Annotated in this window: 16 protein-coding genes; 11 read left to right on the top strand and 5 right to left on the bottom strand. The window is 61.1% G+C overall.

The window, feature by feature from the left end; all coding sequences use genetic code 11:
• Nucleotides 1–6 precede the first annotated feature (6 nt).
• Together ACLIRY_RS22195 and ACLIRY_RS22200 are read right to left on the bottom strand one after the other, a co-directional pair.
• Entirely contained in the window at nt 7–519 is a 513-nt protein-coding gene (locus ACLIRY_RS22195) for an ImmA/IrrE family metallo-endopeptidase (protein WP_413207611.1), read from the bottom strand.
• A 204-nt stretch (nt 520–723) separates the two neighbouring features.
• Nucleotides 724–861 (bottom strand): hypothetical protein, encoded by a 138-nt coding sequence (locus tag ACLIRY_RS22200; protein ID WP_413207612.1) that lies wholly within the window; start codon nt 859–861, stop codon nt 724–726.
• On the opposite strand from ACLIRY_RS22200, the gene ACLIRY_RS22205 reads away from it, so the two are divergent.
• On the top strand, nt 854–1,021 hold the full coding sequence (locus tag ACLIRY_RS22205) for a hypothetical protein (RefSeq protein WP_413207613.1): 168 nt from the start codon (nt 854–856) through the stop codon (nt 1,019–1,021). The genes ACLIRY_RS22200 and ACLIRY_RS22205 overlap by 8 nt on opposite strands.
• 402 nt (nt 1,022–1,423) lie before the next feature.
• Here the strand turns inward: ACLIRY_RS22205 and ACLIRY_RS22210 are convergent, their stop codons facing one another.
• Together ACLIRY_RS22210 and ACLIRY_RS22215 are read right to left on the bottom strand one after the other, a co-directional pair.
• Entirely contained in the window at nt 1,424–2,140 is a 717-nt protein-coding gene (locus ACLIRY_RS22210; RefSeq protein ID WP_413207614.1) for a FadR/GntR family transcriptional regulator, read from the bottom strand.
• Nucleotides 2,141–2,438: 298 nt separating this feature from the next.
• A complete protein-coding gene (locus ACLIRY_RS22215) occupies nt 2,439–3,170 on the bottom strand; it encodes an SDR family NAD(P)-dependent oxidoreductase (protein WP_413207615.1) in 732 nt (243 codons plus the stop codon).
• Nucleotides 3,171–3,583: 413 nt separating this feature from the next.
• Here ACLIRY_RS22215 and ACLIRY_RS22220 point away from each other — a divergent pair, with 413 nt between their 5' ends.
• The 8 genes from ACLIRY_RS22220 (at nt 3,584) to ACLIRY_RS22255 (ending at nt 12,281) form a co-directional block, all read left to right on the top strand.
• A complete protein-coding gene (locus ACLIRY_RS22220; protein WP_413207616.1) occupies nt 3,584–4,816 on the top strand; it encodes a branched-chain amino acid ABC transporter substrate-binding protein in 1,233 nt (410 codons plus the stop codon).
• Nucleotides 4,817–4,981: 165 nt separating this feature from the next.
• On the top strand, nt 4,982–5,923 hold the full coding sequence (locus ACLIRY_RS22225; protein WP_413207617.1) for a branched-chain amino acid ABC transporter permease: 942 nt from the start codon (nt 4,982–4,984) through the stop codon (nt 5,921–5,923).
• Nucleotides 5,924–5,948: 25 nt separating this feature from the next.
• Nucleotides 5,949–7,217, top strand: a complete 1,269-nt coding sequence (locus ACLIRY_RS22230; RefSeq protein ID WP_413207618.1) for a branched-chain amino acid ABC transporter permease — start codon at nt 5,949–5,951, stop codon at nt 7,215–7,217.
• On the top strand, nt 7,214–7,987 hold the full coding sequence (locus ACLIRY_RS22235) for an ABC transporter ATP-binding protein (protein ID WP_413207619.1): 774 nt from the start codon (nt 7,214–7,216) through the stop codon (nt 7,985–7,987). The genes ACLIRY_RS22230 and ACLIRY_RS22235 overlap by 4 nt, the downstream gene beginning before the upstream one ends.
• Nucleotides 7,987–8,694 carry an ABC transporter ATP-binding protein gene (locus tag ACLIRY_RS22240; RefSeq protein WP_413207620.1) on the top strand — a complete coding sequence of 236 codons (708 nt, stop codon included), beginning with the start codon at nt 7,987–7,989 and terminating at the stop codon, nt 8,692–8,694. Before ACLIRY_RS22235 ends, ACLIRY_RS22240 begins: the two co-directional genes overlap by 1 nt.
• Before the next feature lie 50 nt (nt 8,695–8,744).
• Nucleotides 8,745–9,545, top strand: a complete 801-nt coding sequence (locus ACLIRY_RS22245) for an SDR family NAD(P)-dependent oxidoreductase (protein WP_413207621.1) — start codon at nt 8,745–8,747, stop codon at nt 9,543–9,545.
• Nucleotides 9,546–9,586: 41 nt separating this feature from the next.
• Nucleotides 9,587–11,770 carry a thiamine pyrophosphate-dependent enzyme gene (locus tag ACLIRY_RS22250; RefSeq protein WP_413207622.1) on the top strand — a complete coding sequence of 728 codons (2,184 nt, stop codon included), beginning with the start codon at nt 9,587–9,589 and terminating at the stop codon, nt 11,768–11,770.
• Between the two features lie 25 nt (nt 11,771–11,795).
• A complete protein-coding gene (locus ACLIRY_RS22255; protein WP_413207623.1) occupies nt 11,796–12,281 on the top strand; it encodes a VOC family protein in 486 nt (161 codons plus the stop codon).
• Between the two features lie 142 nt (nt 12,282–12,423).
• Here the strand turns inward: ACLIRY_RS22255 and ACLIRY_RS22260 are convergent, their stop codons facing one another.
• Complete coding sequence (locus ACLIRY_RS22260) at nt 12,424–13,065, bottom strand: GntR family transcriptional regulator (protein ID WP_413207624.1); 642 nt, start codon at nt 13,063–13,065, stop codon at nt 12,424–12,426.
• A gap of 188 nt (nt 13,066–13,253) precedes the next feature.
• Here ACLIRY_RS22260 and ACLIRY_RS22265 point away from each other — a divergent pair, with 188 nt between their 5' ends.
• The gene (locus ACLIRY_RS22265) at nt 13,254–13,580 is read left to right on the top strand and encodes a hypothetical protein (protein WP_413207625.1); all 327 of its coding nucleotides are present in this window, start codon (nt 13,254–13,256) and stop codon (nt 13,578–13,580) included.
• A 50-nt stretch (nt 13,581–13,630) separates the two neighbouring features.
• Nucleotides 13,631–14,632 carry an NAD(P)H-quinone oxidoreductase gene (locus tag ACLIRY_RS22270; protein WP_413207626.1) on the top strand — a complete coding sequence of 334 codons (1,002 nt, stop codon included), beginning with the start codon at nt 13,631–13,633 and terminating at the stop codon, nt 14,630–14,632.
• Nucleotides 14,633–14,827 lie beyond the last annotated feature (195 nt).

The raw sequence follows: 14,827 nt of genomic DNA on the forward strand, positions 1-14,827 counted from the left end.
GTCCGTCTACCTCGCGAAGTGAGGATGCCTTTTTAGAAGATCAAGCCTGTACCTGATCACGTCCTCCGAGACAAAAAATAGGGTTGCCAGTTCTTCTGGAGTTGCCACGTCTTTATATTTTTTTAGCATTTTCAGTGGCACGAGCAGATTTGCCGCGAACGTATCGGCTTCTACTTCTTCGTTTGGCTTTTCTTCTACATAGATGTTGTTTCTTGGCATGGGCTTGTAGTTATTCGATTCAATGTAGTCCTTGTGAAGAAGGTAATGCGCCAATTCATGGGCGATCGTGAACGTTATGCGGTTATCCGAAATGGCGTTATTCACAAGGATTGTCTTATCCGCAAGACGAAAAAATCCGGAAACGTTGTTCTGGTCTTCGCCTTCGAAATCCGCGTAAACAACGCGTAATCCCATATCTCTCGCGATTTGTTCCGGATTAATGGGGGGGGCGACATAGGAATGGTTTTCCAATAGAGAAAGCGCTTTATGGGCAGCGCTGTTGAAGTCTGGTTGCTTCATGTCGGATGTCCAACCTAATCCAAGTCTTGAGCCTATTGTGGTAAGCTCCCTTCCGGGAAGCACCTCTCCAAACTCATTTCCGTTCGCAGTCTTTGCCTATGGTCCTTATCGAACATACCATCAAGACATCGTACATGCCGTGAAGGCGCGGTACCATGGATTTGCGGAACAAAGACGGAAAATCTTCGATGGCAGGAGAAAGGCTCAGCCCCGTTGCAGGGATCGGGTGGTGCCCGGGGTGACAGGTCGGTCGCTTGGGCGCTTTAGAATGCGGGTGACGATCCAGAGAATCTCTTGGTCCTGGGGGAGGAGATTCACCGCAGGAAAAATCGCCATGTCCATGCTGGTCGTCTATGGCGTTGCCGATTTCCGTTTTCTTTCCGGATCATTCCTCTTTTGGATCGTTTTCTCCTTTCTGCTACTGCCATTGGAGGTGCGGACTATCCCCAGCGACGAAATCGTCGCCAACCTGGGGGTGCTCGTTTCTTCTTCGATATGTTAACGGGAGACGGGATCAGCTTGAGTCAAGCTGGCCCCGTTTCCCTCTCATTCGGTAAATTTTAGAGTATTCCGAGCAACAATCACGGGATACGACAGGGATATTTTCCCGTCACGGGTTTTGCCCCGTCCTCCACTGGGGCCGAAAGGCCCCAGACCCCGGGCTAAAAAAAATGGGGGTTTGGGGGCATTTGCCCCCAAATGGGTTTGGGCTATCGCCCAAAAATACGAAACAGTGTTGTGTATCGTGGGCTCAAATGTCGCGTAAATCGCCTTATGTTCTAGAATTTCAGTCTAGAACGAAATGAGGAAAAATGGGCGCCGACTTTCCGCTCCCATTCCGCTCTAACGGGGTGCGGAAAAACTCTTTTGTCGTCCTTTTTCCGCAGCCTACTGATCATATGGTTTAGCCGGGCGGCTGGTTTTCTCGATAGTGCGCAAGGCGGGTTGCTGCGTTGGTCAGGTGTTGGGCGGCCGCTTGGCGAGCCCGATCCACGTCTCGTGCGGCGATGGCTTGGTAAATGGCTTCGTGTTCGCCGTGGACGGCTCGGACAAGATCTCCATGGCGGGCCGTATTGGCGCGGGCGGTTCGGATCAAGCGGCGGACCTGCCCTTCCAGAAAGGTGGCGAACTCGCCGAAATAGTGATTCTTGGCCGTTTGAACGATGGCGGCGTGGAAGCGCATGTCCTCGTCCACCCCGGATTCTCCCCGCTCAATCGCCTTGGCCAAGTCGTCCAGGGCCTCCTTGATGCGGAGTAAGTCCTCTGGAGTGTGGCGCTCCGCCGCCAGTTGGGTGGCGGCCACTTCCACGGACTTGAGGAATTCCAGAAGGAGGGTCAGGTCCGCCCGGTCTGCAAGGTCGGGTTTCAAGCGGAAAACTCCGCTGCCTTCCGGGTTCACGAATTGCCCCCGTCCCTGTTGCGAGAGTACCAATCCCTCCGATTTCAGGAGGGAGATGGCCTCGCGGATCACAGGACGGCTCACGCCATAGGCGTCGCACAATGCGTGTTGGGTCGGCATTTTGTCTCCGGGTTTCATCTCTCCCCGGCCTATGGCCTCGCGAAGCTGGTTGGCGACCTCCTCGGGGAGGCTGGCCGACCGTCGAATGAGCCGTGACTCCATAGGCTTAACCCTCTTCTTAAAGGACCGGTTGGTGGTCCTGATCCGACTAGATCAAACCGCCTTAAATCGGAATCGATTTAAGGCAGGAAATTTGATCTAGATTCAATAAGTTGAGCATCGAGTGGACCGGAAAACCGGTGCCCACTTTTCCGCTCGATGCTCTAGAGTGAAACGGGATCAGCTTGAGTCAAGCTGGTCCCGTTTCACTCTCATTCTATAAGTTTTAGAGTATCTTCGAGGCCAAGTTTGGTCGCGAAGCGACCCAACTTGATCTCGGAATAGTCTAGATATGCCCCGCCTAACTGGCGATGTATAGGCCCCCATTCACGTGGATGGTTTCCCCGGTGATATAGGAGGACTCGGGCGAGCAGAGGAACCGGACAACCGTCGCGACCTCCATGGCGGTCCCCAGACGCTTCATGGGTAAACCTGCGGTGGTGGTCGTTTTGCGTGCCGGATCCATGCCCTGGAGCATCTTGGTGTCGATTAACCCGGGCGAGACCGCGTTTACCCTGGTGCGGGGTGCCAGCTCCTGGGCGAGGCTACGGGTCAAGGTCAGAATCCCGCCCTTTGCTGCGGCATAGGGTGTGTGATCCACGCTGCCCCGGTGACCAGCAACGGAGGTCAGGGTGACAATTGCGCTGTCCTCGGCCAGATGGGGCAAGGCGGCGTGGATGGTTAAAAAGGTGCCGTTCAGGTTCACGGAGATGGAGGTGGACCAGGACTCCACCGTCAGGTCGGTGATCGGCAGGTGCTGATACAGGCCCACGCAGGGAATAACCATGTGCAAGGCACCATGCGTCGTGCATGCGGTCACCACCCGTTTGGTTGCTTCCGCGTCTGCGGCATCATGGATCTGACAGGTGTGAGGCACGTTCAGGTCTCGGGCGAAGTCCTCTAGCCCCGCCAGGGATCGGTCCGTCAGGTGCAGGCTGGCGCCTTCTGCGGCCAAGGCCTGGGCGATTGCCCGACCGATTTCTCCGTTGGCTCCGGTGATGAGAGCCCAGCGATCCCGCAATGTCTCTCCCATGGTCGTCTCCTTTTGTGTTGGGAGGCAAGGGCCTGTGCCTTCCTCCGCTTTTCGCGGTCTCGCATTATTTGTCATACAACATTACAAAATAAGTTGTAAGACAACCTTATCATATGCTAGGCAGAGTGCAAGATTGGCGCATAAGCCGATCATCAAAAGGAAAAACCGTGAGGGCATCCGGACGCGCTCGAAGCGTCAAACGCCGGAGCCTCTCGGGAACGGGAGTGATGCGACCATGAAGACCGATCAGCGGAAAATCCGTTTCTGGGACAACAAGAGCGCGGGCTGTTCACTTCCATAAAAGCTGAAGTCTCGTGTTGTGGCGGGTCTGCGTTTTCGACCCTTCGGGTCGGATCGCGGTCTATCGCCGATCCAAGCCAATAATCAAAAAGCCACCAGACTGGAGGAAACCCATGAACCCCGTCCTGACCCTTCTTGGGGCCACTGCCTTAACCCTAGGCGCTGTCTCCGCAGTCCAGGCCGAGCCGCTCCGCGTCGCCGTTATTGAAAGCCTGTCCGGCTCCCAGACCTCCACCGGGCGCCTGTATGCGACGGTGGCCCACTATGTGCTTGACAAGATCAACGCCAAGGGTGGGTTCAATGGGGAACCGATCATTGTCACCGAGTATGACAATGGGGGGAATACCACCGGCGCTGCGGACAAGTTCAAGCAGGCCGTGGCCGATGGGGTCGATGTGGTGATCCAGGGCTCGTCCTCTGCAGTTGCCGGGCAGGTGTCCGAGGATGTCCGCAAATACAACCTGCGCCACCCTGGGGAGGAGGTTCTGTATCTGAACGTCGGCGCCGAGGCCCTGGAGCTGACCGGCGAGAAGTGCCACTTCCACGGTTTCCGCTTTACCACCACCGCGCCCATGCGTGTCGGTGCCTTGACCCAGGTGATGAAAGAGGCCGGAGTTTTGGGGACGAAGGTCTATTCGATCAATCAGAACTATTCCTGGGGTCAGGACATGGAGGCAGCCATCGAGGCCGATGCCGGACCCATGGGCTACGAGGTCGTGGGCAAGGTTCTGCACGAGGTGAACCGCATCCAGGATTTCGCGCCCTATGTGGCCAAAATCCAGGCTGCCGCTCCCGATACGGTGATCACCGGCAATTGGTCCAATGACCTGCTGTTGCTGATGAAAGCTGTGGGTGATGCCGGTCTCGATCTGCGCTTTGGCACGGCCTTCCTGGATCAGGTTGGCAATCTGGGCAATGCCGGGGAGGTGGCCCTGGGGAACTACGTGGCCCATCCCTACAACATCGAGGTTGAAGGCGACACTCTGGCCGCAGACTACAAGGCGGTGACAGGGCACAATCCCGTCTACGTCGAGCCCGGTGCGGTCAACGGCATGACCATGGTCGCCAAGGCCCTGGAGACTGTGGACTTCGGTGGTGGCAAGATCGACACCAACGCCATCGCCCTGGCCTTGGAAAAGGTGACCCTCGACACCCCTATCGGTCAACTGTCCATCCGGGCAGAGGACCACCAGACCATCATGCCCGTCGTGGTGTCGGTGGTGTCCAAGGATGTGGCCTATCCGGTGGATGGCACGGATATGGGGTTCAAGCCCGTGAAGGTGGTTCCCGCCGATCAAGTCCTCTATCCGGTGCAGGACTCCTGCCGGATGAAGCGTCCGTCCTGACGGACTGTCTCCGGTGGTCGGGGCGCCCCGTTCGCCGGACCGCTTCCACCGTGATGGGCGCAGGCCGATGCCCTGTCCCTTGATCTCGATGCCCGTCCTCCCCAGGGGGCTGCCGCTGGCGTGGCCTGCTCCCGAATGGCTTCAACCGGAAAAAGGGATCCCGTGATGGAATTCCTCGTCATTTCGATCTTGAACGGCGCCATTCAAGGCCTGTTGCTGTTCATGGTTTCAGCGGGCCTGACGCTGATTTTTGGCATGATGGGCGTGCTGAACTTCGCCCATGCGTCCTTCTATATGCTGGGGGCCTATTTCGCCTACACCCTGTCGGGACTGTTCGGTTTCTGGACAGGGATCATCGTCGCCCCCCTGTTGGTGGGCGTCATTGGCGTCCTGGTGGAGCGCTTCATGCTGCGCCGGGTCCATGCCCATGGCCATGCTCACGAATTGTTGCTGACCTTCGGTATCGCGTTGATCTTCGAGGAACTGGTGAAGCTGTTCTATGGGGACTTTCCCGTGAACTACACCATGCCCGAGGGACTGAGCTTCGCCGCCTTCAGTCTGTTCGACACGAACTACCCCTTCTATCGGATCTTCATCGGTCTCGTGGCGCTGGTGATGTTTGCGGGTCTGTACCTGCTGCTGACCCGCACCCGGGTAGGCATCATCGTGCGCGGCGCCGAGCGCCTGCCCAAGATGGCCGAGGCCTTGGGTCATAATGTGCCGCTGATCTTCATGGGCGTCTTCGGCGTGGGGGCTGCGCTCGCGGGGTTGGGGGGAGCGGTGGCGGGGGCCTTTTTCCCCACCAATCCCAACATGGCCTTGGACCTGGGCATTATCGTTTTCGTCGTGGTGGTGGTCGGCGGGCTGGGCTCGTTGGAGGGGTCCCTGCTGGCCTCCTTGCTCATCGGGATTTTCACCTCCTTCGCCGTTGGTTTGGATTGGTCGCTCGCCAGCCTGCTCTCCCTGGTGGGATTGGGGGACTGGGCCATGGGTGTGGGGGGGCTCATGACCCTCACCCTGTCCTCCATTTCGGGCACGGTGCCCTTCCTGTTGATGCTCATCGTCCTGCTGGTTCGTCCGGCCGGTTTGATGGGATCGCGGATCTGATCGGCTGGGCAAGGACATGACATTCATGACATCCCGTATTCCGGTTCTCGCTCTGACCCTCGTCCTTCTGGTGGTCCTGCCGCCTTTCCTGGGTCTGGGGTGGCAGAACGCCCTGACCAATATGCTCATCGCGTCATTGTTCGCGATGTCCTTCAACCTGCTGATGGGGCAGGGGGGCATGCTGTCTTTCGGTCATGCCGCCTATTTCGGTTTGGGGGCCTTTGCCACCCTGCATCTGATGACGGCGGTGGAAGACGGTTTGGCGTTCCCCACCATGCTGCTGCCTCTGGCGGGGGGGCTGGTCGGATTGGTGGCCGGAGGGATCGCGGGCTATTTCGCGACCCAGCGGGCGGGCGTGTACTTCTCGCTGGTGACCCTGGCCATTGCCGAGCTACTGCGCTCCCTGGCTCCCCATTGGGGGGGGATGTTCGGCGGCGAGTCCGGCCTGTCGTCCATGCGGATGCCCTCCATGGGGTTGGTCTTCGGCGATCAGATCGAAGTCTATTACGTGGCCCTGGCCTGGGTGGCGCTCTGCCTGGGCTTGCTCTGGGCCTATACGCGCACCCCCTTCGGGCGGTTGACCCTGGCCCTACGCGACAATGAACAACGGATCCGCTTCCTCGGTTATGACGCCCATCGGTCCAAGATCCTGGTCTTCGCCACCTCGGCCCTGTTCTCTGGCATTGCTGGTGGCCTGTTGGCCTTGAGCAACGAGACGGCCAACTACAATATTTTCTCCACCCATATGTCCGCCCAGGTGGTGTTGCAGACTTTCGTCGGTGGTTCCGGTGTCTTCCTCGGGCCGGTGCTGGGGGCCAGCCTGTTGACCCTGTTCGGCTTCCTGGTCTCGGAGATGACCCGATCCTGGCTGTTGTACCAGGGGGTGATCTTCGTGTTGGTCATGCTGTTCCTGCCCAAGGGCCTGGGGGGGGCTCTGGTCGACCTTTGGCGGGTGCGGGAACGCTTGGACTGCTCCCGGGTGGCGCCCCTCGCGGCCCTGGCCACCCTGGGCGGTGTGCTGACAGCGGGCGCGACTGTTTTTGTGGTCCAAACCCTCGAGCATATTTTGGGTACGACTTACAAAGCCGAAGTGGCGCGCACCGGCCTATGGGAGCCGGTTCCCCTGTTCGGCACCGAATGGGATCCCTTGTCGCCCCTCACCTGGATCCTTCCCCTCGGTGTTGCGATCCTGGGCCTGACGCTGCTGGTCGAAGGTCGCCGCCGACTGGCCGCCCTGGCCGAAACCAGTCCCACCCCACCCCGTCACCCCCCCGTCCTGGAGGCTGGAGAATGAGCAAGCAACAGCCCATTCCCGACAGTGTTGCCTTGGCCCTGCGCGGCCTAGAAAAAAACTTCGGCGGATTGTCCATCATGCGGGGGGTCACCTTCGACGTGACCCGGGGCGAGCGTCACGCGGTGATCGGTCCCAATGGCGCAGGCAAGTCCACCCTGTTCAACCTGATTTCCGGCGCCTTCCCGCCCACGGGCGGGATCATTGCCCTGAACGGCGCCCCCATCCAGGGTTTGGCGCCGGAGGTGATTAACCGCAGGGGGTTGGCCCGGTCCTTCCAGATCTCCAACATCTTTGGTCGGATGAGTGCCTTCGAGAACATCCGCATCGGCGTGATGGCCCGCCATGGCGCGCGCTTCGACCTGTTCCGTCCCATCTCCAAGCGGCGCCGCGTCAACGAGGAGGCCATGGCCCTCCTCGAGCGGATCCGCCTGGGTCACCGGGCCGACACCCTGGCTGGAGACCTGAGCTATTCGGAACAGCGTTCCCTGGAAATCGGCATGACCTTGACCACCGATCCGGACGTGATCTTGCTGGATGAACCCACCGCAGGCATGTCCCGGGAGGAAACCGCCCATGTGGTCGACCTCGTCCGGGAGGTCACCCAGGGCAAGACCCTGCTGACCGTGGAACACGACATGAGCGTTGTCTTCGGTCTCTGCGATCGTATTTCCGTGCTGGTCCACGGCACCATCCTGGCCACGGGCACTCCGGACGACATCCGCTCCAACCGGAAAGTCCAGGAAGCCTACCTGGGCGAGGAGGCCGCGTGATGCTATTGCATGTTCAAGACCTGCATGCCCATTACGGCAAAAGCCACATCCTCCACGGCGTGACCTTCGACATGGAGGAGGCGGACATCGTCTGTCTGTTGGGGCGCAACGGTTCCGGCCGCTCCACCACCCTGAAGGCCATGATGGGCTGGCTGCCGCCCACCCAGGGCTCCGTGGTCCTCAAGGGGCGGGAGCTGGCCGGGCGCTCTGCCCATGGCATCGCCCGGTCCGGTCTGGGCTACGTGCCCGAGGACCGGCTGGTCTTCCCCAACCTGACGGTGGAAGAGAACCTGCACATGGGCATTCTGCCCGGCGTGGAGGGCGCGCCCAAGTGGAGGCTGGAGGACATGTTCACCTACTTCCCCCGCCTCAAGGAACGGCGGGACCAGCGGGCGGGCACCATGTCCGGTGGCGAGCAGCAGATGCTGACCATGTGCCGCACCCTGCTGGGGAATCCTCTGGTCGTCCTTATCGATGAACCCACCGAAGGACTGGCTCCCAAGATCGTTGACGTGGTGAGCGAGGTCATCCGCGATATCCACAGCCGGGGTGTGGGCGTCCTGCTGGTCGAGCAGAAAATGAGCATGGCCCTGAAGGTGGCCCGCCGGGTCCTGGTGATGGGCCATGGCGAGGTGGTCTTCGCGGGCCCCCCCGAGGACATGCGCAATCGTGCCGATATTCGGCGGGACTGGCTGGAAGTGGCCTGATTCCGGGGATGAGCGAGCGAGAAAACATAAGATCCATAAAGGAAACGACCATGGCAAATACGGAACTGGATCGGGCGCCTGACCGTGGGGTGCCTGATCGCCGCCGCGTGGTCCTGGTGACCGGTGCCGGGGCTGGGATCGGTCTTGCCGCCGCCCGCCGCTTCGCGCAAGGGGGATACGCCGTTGCCCTTTTCGATATTGATGCGGAGGCCTTGGAAAAGGCAGCGGCCGACCTGGCGGACTTGGGTATGCCGGTGTTGACCATTGTCGGTTCTGTCATCGATGAAGCCGCCGTTTCCGGGGTCATCGCCAGAACGGTGGCCGAGCTGGGCGGGTTGGATGTTCTGATCAACAATGCGGGGATCTCCAGCAACCTGCCCACCTTGGAGCTGTCGCTGGAGGATTGGCGCCGGGCCGTGGACATCAATATGACCGGCGTCTTTCTGGCAGCCCGCGAGGCTGGCCGCCACATGGTCGATGCCGGGGGAGGGGTGATCCTCAACATGGGGTCCATGTATGGCACCGTCGCCGCGCCGGAACGGGTGGCCTACTGCGGAACCAAAGCCGCCGTGGACATGATCACCCGCGTTCTGGCCATTGAATGGGCCAAGCGGGGCGTGCGGGTCAATACCGTCGCGCCGGGTTACGTGCGCACAAAACTGGTGGAGGACCTGGTGGCCCGAGGCCGCATGGACCTGGACGTGCTGCGCGCGCGCATTCCCCAGGGCCGTCTGGCCGAGGCCCATGAGATCGCCGAAACCCTGTTCTTCCTCGCCTCTGACGGGGCTTCCTTCATCACTGGGCAGACGCTTGGGGTCGATGGGGGATGGACCGCCTATGGCTATGTGTGACGTCTCGCAGTCCCCCTTTCCCGAGAAGCGGAGCGCTTTCCATGCCCACCCATGACACCCTGCTGCCCGCCGCCCCCTGGCGTGACCTGCGCGCGACCGAGGCCGATTGGGCGGCTGCGGATCCGGTTCTGTTGGGAACCCTGCTGACCCAACTGCATCTGATCCGGGCCTTCGAAGAGAAGGTCCTGGAGCTGGTCGGGCTGGGGCTGGTTCACGGCCCAGCCCATTCCTCCATCGGTCAGGAAGGCGGTGCCGTCGGCTCCGTTCTGCCCCTGCGCGCCAGCGACGAGGTCAATGGCTCCCACCGGGGGCACCACCAGTTTCTGGCCAAGGCCCTGCACTATGTGGCCGCCGACGGTCTCGATCCCAAGGCCGAGTTGGACGCGGCAGCCCACGAGGTCCTGCGCAAAACCCTGGCGGAGATCTTGGGGTTGGCCGATGGGTACTGCAAGGGCCGGGGCGGATCCATGCACCTGCGTTGGGAAGAGGCGGGCGCGCTGGGGACCAATGCCATCGTTGGCGGCGGTGTCCCCCTGGCTGCGGGCGCGGCCTGGGCCCACCGCCGGGCGGGGACCGGCGATGTGGCTGTGACCTATTTTGGCGATGGCGCGGTGAACATCGGCTCTGTCCTGGAAACCATGAACCTTGCCGCCGCCTGGAAGTTGCCGCTTTGCTTCTTCATCGAGAACAACCGCTATGCCGTGTCCACCACCGTTGAGGAGGCCACCGCTGAGCCGCGGTTGTCGGCCCGGGGAAGCGCCTTCGCCATCCCCGCCTGGAAGGTCGATGGCATGGACCCGCTGGCGGTCCATATCGCCATGGAGGAGGCCCTGGAGGTCATGCGGAATGGCGGCGGGCCCACGGTTATCGAGGCCGATGTCTACCGCTTCTTCCACCAGAATGGCCCCCTGCCGGGTAGTGCCTTTGGCTATCGGAGCAAGCAGGAAGAGGCCGAATGGCGCGCCCGGGATCCCCTGACGCTGACCGCTGAGAAGATGCTCGCCCGCGCGCTGATCACGGAAGCCGAAGTGGAGGCGTTGCGCGCCCGCTGCGTCGCCGTCATGGACGAGATCGCCGCAACCATGGTGGAGACCGTTGACGGCAAGCGCGCCATTAAGGCCAACCTTTGGCCCTCGCCGGATTTCCGGGATTTTGGCGTGCGCGGGGACCTGTCCGAATTCGCCGGGGTCCGCACCGAGGAGCTGGAGACCTTCCAGGGCAAGGTTGGTGAGGCCAAGTTCGTGGATGTGGTCGCCGATGTCATGGGGCGGCGCATGGAAACCGATGATCGCATCGTGGTCCTGGGGGAGGACGTGCACCGCCTGAAGGGCGGCACCAACGGGGCCACCCGGGGCCTGTCCGACCTGTTCCCCGACCGGATCCTGGGCACGCCCATCAGCGAGAATGCCTTCGCCGGACTGGGGGGCGGCATGGCCATGGATGGTCGCTATATCCCGGTCATCGAGTTCATGTATCCGGACTTCATGTGGGTGGCCGCCGATCAGGTCTTCAACCAGATCGCCAAGGCTCGCCACATGTTCGGTGGCGATGGCGCCGTTCCCCTGGTCCTGCGCACCAAGGTGGCCATGGGAACAGGCTATGGCTCCCAGCATTCCATGGATCCGGCGGGGATCTTCGCCACCTCGCCCGGTTGGCGGATCGTCGCGCCCTCCACCCCCTTCGACTATGTGGGGTTGATGAACAGCGCCCTGCGATGCCAGGACCCCGTTCTGGTGCTCGAGCATGTGGATCTTTACGCCAGCAAGGGTCCGGCCCCTTTGGAGGACCTGGACTACTTCATTCCCCTGGGGAAGGCCAAGGTGGTGCGGACCGGTGGCAAGATGACCGTCCTCACCTACCTGGGTATGGTCAAACCAACCCTGGAGGTGGTGGACCGCCTGGGGCTGGATGCCGAGGTGATCGACTTGCGCTGCCTGGATCGGGCCGGTCTGGACTGGGCCTGTATCGAGGCCTCCGTGCAGAAGACCAACAATGTGGTCATCGTTGAGCAAGGCTCCTTGGGGACGACCTATGGCCCCATGCTCGCGAGCGAGATCCAGCGGCGCCTGTTCGATTGGCTGGATCAGCCGGTTGCCCATCTGTGTGGGGGTGAGGCCTCGCCCAGCATCTCCAAGGTGTTGGAACGGGCAGCCTATGTGGGTACCGAGGAAATTGAGGTGGGTCTGCGTCAGGTTATGGCTGACCAGGGCTTGCCGCTCGTTTGACCGGATGGATAAGGGAGAGAGTTCAATGAAAATGGTTGCCCCAATGGAAATCGGCCTCTGCTGTGCCAACCTGGACAGCCTCGCGGCCTTTTATGTGGAGGTTCTGGGGTTCACCCAGATCAATGTCATCGAAGTTCCCACGGAAAAAGCTGCGGGAACGGCCCTGACCAACGCGGCCTATCGCGTTACCCGCCTGCAAAGTCCCTGGGGCGAGCGGATCAAGCTGCTCGAACCCTCCAAGAGCGCCCGGCCCGGCCCGGAAAAGACCGAGCATATCCTCGATGTGCTCAACACCGCCTATATCACCTTCATCGTCGATGACCTGAAAGCTCTGTTGCGCCATCTGTTGGACAACGGCATGGAGATTCTGACCGGATCCGAGGTGATCGAGGTCCGCCCCGGAACCTTCCTGGTCTTTGGTCGAGACCCTGAAGGCAATGTCCTGGAGTTCGTGGAATACGGTGACCTTGCCGCCTATCGGAACGACCTGCCCGAGCCCGTGGGAGTCTGACCCATGGTTATGGCGACTGCTTAGAGTGTTGGGCGGACCCCGGGCTCTTATTTATAGAAGAAAAAGGGGGGTTTGGGGGCATTAGCCCCCAAATGGGCTTGGGCAATCGCCCAAAAAAGACGAGACACTGTCATGTGCCCTGTCAGGATTGGAGGACATGGTCGATCAAGCCCTTCCCCCCCTGTTCTATATCGATCTGGACAGCCTTCCGCGCGCCGTCCGGGTCCTTGTTCCTCAGCGCGTTGATGATACGCGTATGGGGATGGGGATCCCAGTTTTCCGGCACGCCCGCGTCGTACAGGTGGGAGAGAATGGGGCCGCACCGCACCCAGAGTCCGGCTACCAAATCATAGGTGATGGGGAGATTACCCAGGCGGCAGAGGGCCAGATGGAATTCCGTATTCAGGTCGATGGCTTCGCTGAAGGTGCCCGCTTGGTGGCAGGCCATGATCCGTTCGTGGATCGCTTCCAGATCGGCGATCTCCTCTTCGGTCGCCAACTTGGCGGCGGCAGCGGCGGTATTACCTTCCAGGTCCACGCGAATCGCGCGAATTTCCAGAAGCTGTTCGTGTGTCAAACGGGGGACCGTCACCGTTCCCCGAGAGTCCAGAACCATCGCCCGTTCAAACACCAGCCTTAAAAGGGCTTCGCGCATGGGCGTGGGGCTGATCCCGAAACGCGCCGACATAGGGCGCAGACGCATCTGCTCCCCGGGCTTCAACTGCCCGCGCATAAGGGCATCTCTCAAAACGGAATAGGCCCGGTCGCTCAGGTTCTCCTTCACGATGGGTTGGGCCCAATCAACTGATTTTATTGGATTTTCTTTGATCTTCTTCATAGTTCTTGACATCGCGTATTGGTCACTGGAAAAGTGTAATTACAAATAACATATGACGCCGGAGCCCAAAGAGGCAACAACAGACAGAACCGGCGTCGCTCCACCTGGGAGGGTGGAAATGGGAGGACAGTGACATGCTTGCCTTGCGCAAGATCCAGGCCATAACCGTCCGTTCCGTGGGCGCTGGGGCGGTCGCGTCCCTTGCCCAGTTCCTGCCGTTGCTGCGGCCTGGGGGAATCCTGGTGGTGTCGGGGATCCATACTGAGTCCTATGGCCTCGATCTGACCCGCTTCCTGCGGGAGAAAAAACAGCTGCGCGCCGCCCATGATACCACTGTGCGCGCCTTCGCGGAGGTTCTCCGCTTTCTGGATACCAAAGGCGCGGTTCTGTTGCGCCTCATCACACACCGTAAACCCCTCGATCACGCCGAGGAGGCCGTGACGCTAGCCCGAGGCAAATAGGCGGTCAAGGTGATGCGTTTCCCGAGGGAGGAATTGAAAGGATGCTTGGCATGATCGAAGAAACGCGCGCCGTTGTCGCCGAGGGTGCCGGGGGACCAGAGGTCCTGCGGGTGGTGAATCGCCCCCGCCCGTCTCCGGGTCCGGGCCAGATGGTGATCCGGGTTCATGCTGCGGGAATCAACCGCCCCGACGTGATGCAGCGTCAAGGCAATTATCCGCCTCCACCGGGCGCGTCTGATGTCTTCGGCCTGGAACTGGCCGGCGTGGTTGAAACCCTGGGGGCGGAGGTTTCGACGTTCTCTCCCGGTGACCGGGTCATGGCTCTGGTTCACAGTGGGGCCTATGCCGATTGGGCGGTGGTCGACGCGCCGGTTTGCCTTCCCGTGCCCGATGGCATGTCCCTGGTGGAGGCGGCGGCCGTGCCGGAGACCTATTTCACCGTTTGGAGTAATCTGTTCCAACGGGCCCGCCTCGCCCCCGGCGAGACCGTGCTGATCCACGGCGGAACCTCGGGCATCGGGACAACGGCGACGCTTCTGGCCAAGGCCCTGGGCTCCAAGGTCATCGTCACCTGTGGATCTGCCGAGAAATGCGCCGCCGCCTTGAAGGTGGGGGCCGACCACGCCATTGACTACCGGAGCGAGGATTTTGTCACCCGAGGCAAGGAGTTGACCGGGGGTGCCGGACCGGATGTGATCCTCGACATGGTGGGCGGCGACTATATCCAGCGGAATCTGGATCTCTGTGCGGTGGATGGGCGTATCGCCCAGATCGCGTTTCAGCACGGGAGCCGTGCGGACCTGGACCTGCAACCTCTGCTGATCAAGCGATTGACTTTGGTGGGCTCGACCCTGCGCGCCCGCCCGGTGCCCATGAAGGCGGCCCTGGCCCAAGCGATCACCGAAAACGTCGTGCCCCTGTTGGCCAAGGGCCAGGCCCGTCCGTTGATCGACTCCACATTCCCCCTGGAAGAGGTGGCCTCGGCCCATGCCCGTATGGACGCCAGAGCCCATGTGGGCAAGATCGTCCTGACGATGGTGGCGCCCCAATAAGCACAACGAGGACTCCTTTCCCATGTCTTCCTCCTCATCTCCCTCGTCCCTCCCGGTGTCTGGTCCCGAGACCGCATCTGAGCAGACCAATGCGACGTGGGGCCAGTTCATCTCTTCGGCCCTGTTCCTGGCCATCGTTCAAAACGTGCATCGTCGTTTCACAGACAAGAATGCCTTGTGCACGGGGGAATGACG

The organism is Rhodospirillum sp. A1_3_36, assembly GCF_047263945.1.
Lineage (GTDB): Bacteria > Pseudomonadota > Alphaproteobacteria > Rhodospirillales > Rhodospirillaceae > Rhodospirillum.

Excerpts from the sequence above, each read along its gene's own strand:
- ACLIRY_RS22245 (WP_413207621.1), top strand. The coding sequence starts at position 8,745 with ATGGCAAATACGGAACTGGATCGGGCGCCTGACCGTGGGGTGCCTGAT.
- ACLIRY_RS22195 (WP_413207611.1), bottom strand. The coding sequence starts at position 519 with ATGAAGCAACCAGACTTCAACAGCGCTGCCCATAAAGCGCTTTCTCTA.
- ACLIRY_RS22265 (WP_413207625.1), top strand. The coding sequence starts at position 13,254 with ATGCTTGCCTTGCGCAAGATCCAGGCCATAACCGTCCGTTCCGTGGGC.
- ACLIRY_RS22205 (WP_413207613.1), top strand. The coding sequence starts at position 854 with ATGTCCATGCTGGTCGTCTATGGCGTTGCCGATTTCCGTTTTCTTTCC.
- ACLIRY_RS22240 (WP_413207620.1), top strand. The coding sequence starts at position 7,987 with ATGCTATTGCATGTTCAAGACCTGCATGCCCATTACGGCAAAAGCCAC.
- ACLIRY_RS22255 (WP_413207623.1), top strand. The coding sequence starts at position 11,796 with ATGAAAATGGTTGCCCCAATGGAAATCGGCCTCTGCTGTGCCAACCTG.
- ACLIRY_RS22250 (WP_413207622.1), top strand. The coding sequence starts at position 9,587 with ATGCCCACCCATGACACCCTGCTGCCCGCCGCCCCCTGGCGTGACCTG.
- ACLIRY_RS22210 (WP_413207614.1), bottom strand. The coding sequence starts at position 2,140 with ATGGAGTCACGGCTCATTCGACGGTCGGCCAGCCTCCCCGAGGAGGTC.
- ACLIRY_RS22215 (WP_413207615.1), bottom strand. The coding sequence starts at position 3,170 with ATGGGAGAGACATTGCGGGATCGCTGGGCTCTCATCACCGGAGCCAAC.
- ACLIRY_RS22270 (WP_413207626.1), top strand. The coding sequence starts at position 13,631 with ATGATCGAAGAAACGCGCGCCGTTGTCGCCGAGGGTGCCGGGGGACCA.
- ACLIRY_RS22225 (WP_413207617.1), top strand. The coding sequence starts at position 4,982 with ATGGAATTCCTCGTCATTTCGATCTTGAACGGCGCCATTCAAGGCCTG.
- ACLIRY_RS22200 (WP_413207612.1), bottom strand. The coding sequence starts at position 861 with ATGGACATGGCGATTTTTCCTGCGGTGAATCTCCTCCCCCAGGACCAA.
- ACLIRY_RS22235 (WP_413207619.1), top strand. The coding sequence starts at position 7,214 with ATGAGCAAGCAACAGCCCATTCCCGACAGTGTTGCCTTGGCCCTGCGC.
- ACLIRY_RS22230 (WP_413207618.1), top strand. The coding sequence starts at position 5,949 with ATGACATCCCGTATTCCGGTTCTCGCTCTGACCCTCGTCCTTCTGGTG.
- ACLIRY_RS22220 (WP_413207616.1), top strand. The coding sequence starts at position 3,584 with ATGAACCCCGTCCTGACCCTTCTTGGGGCCACTGCCTTAACCCTAGGC.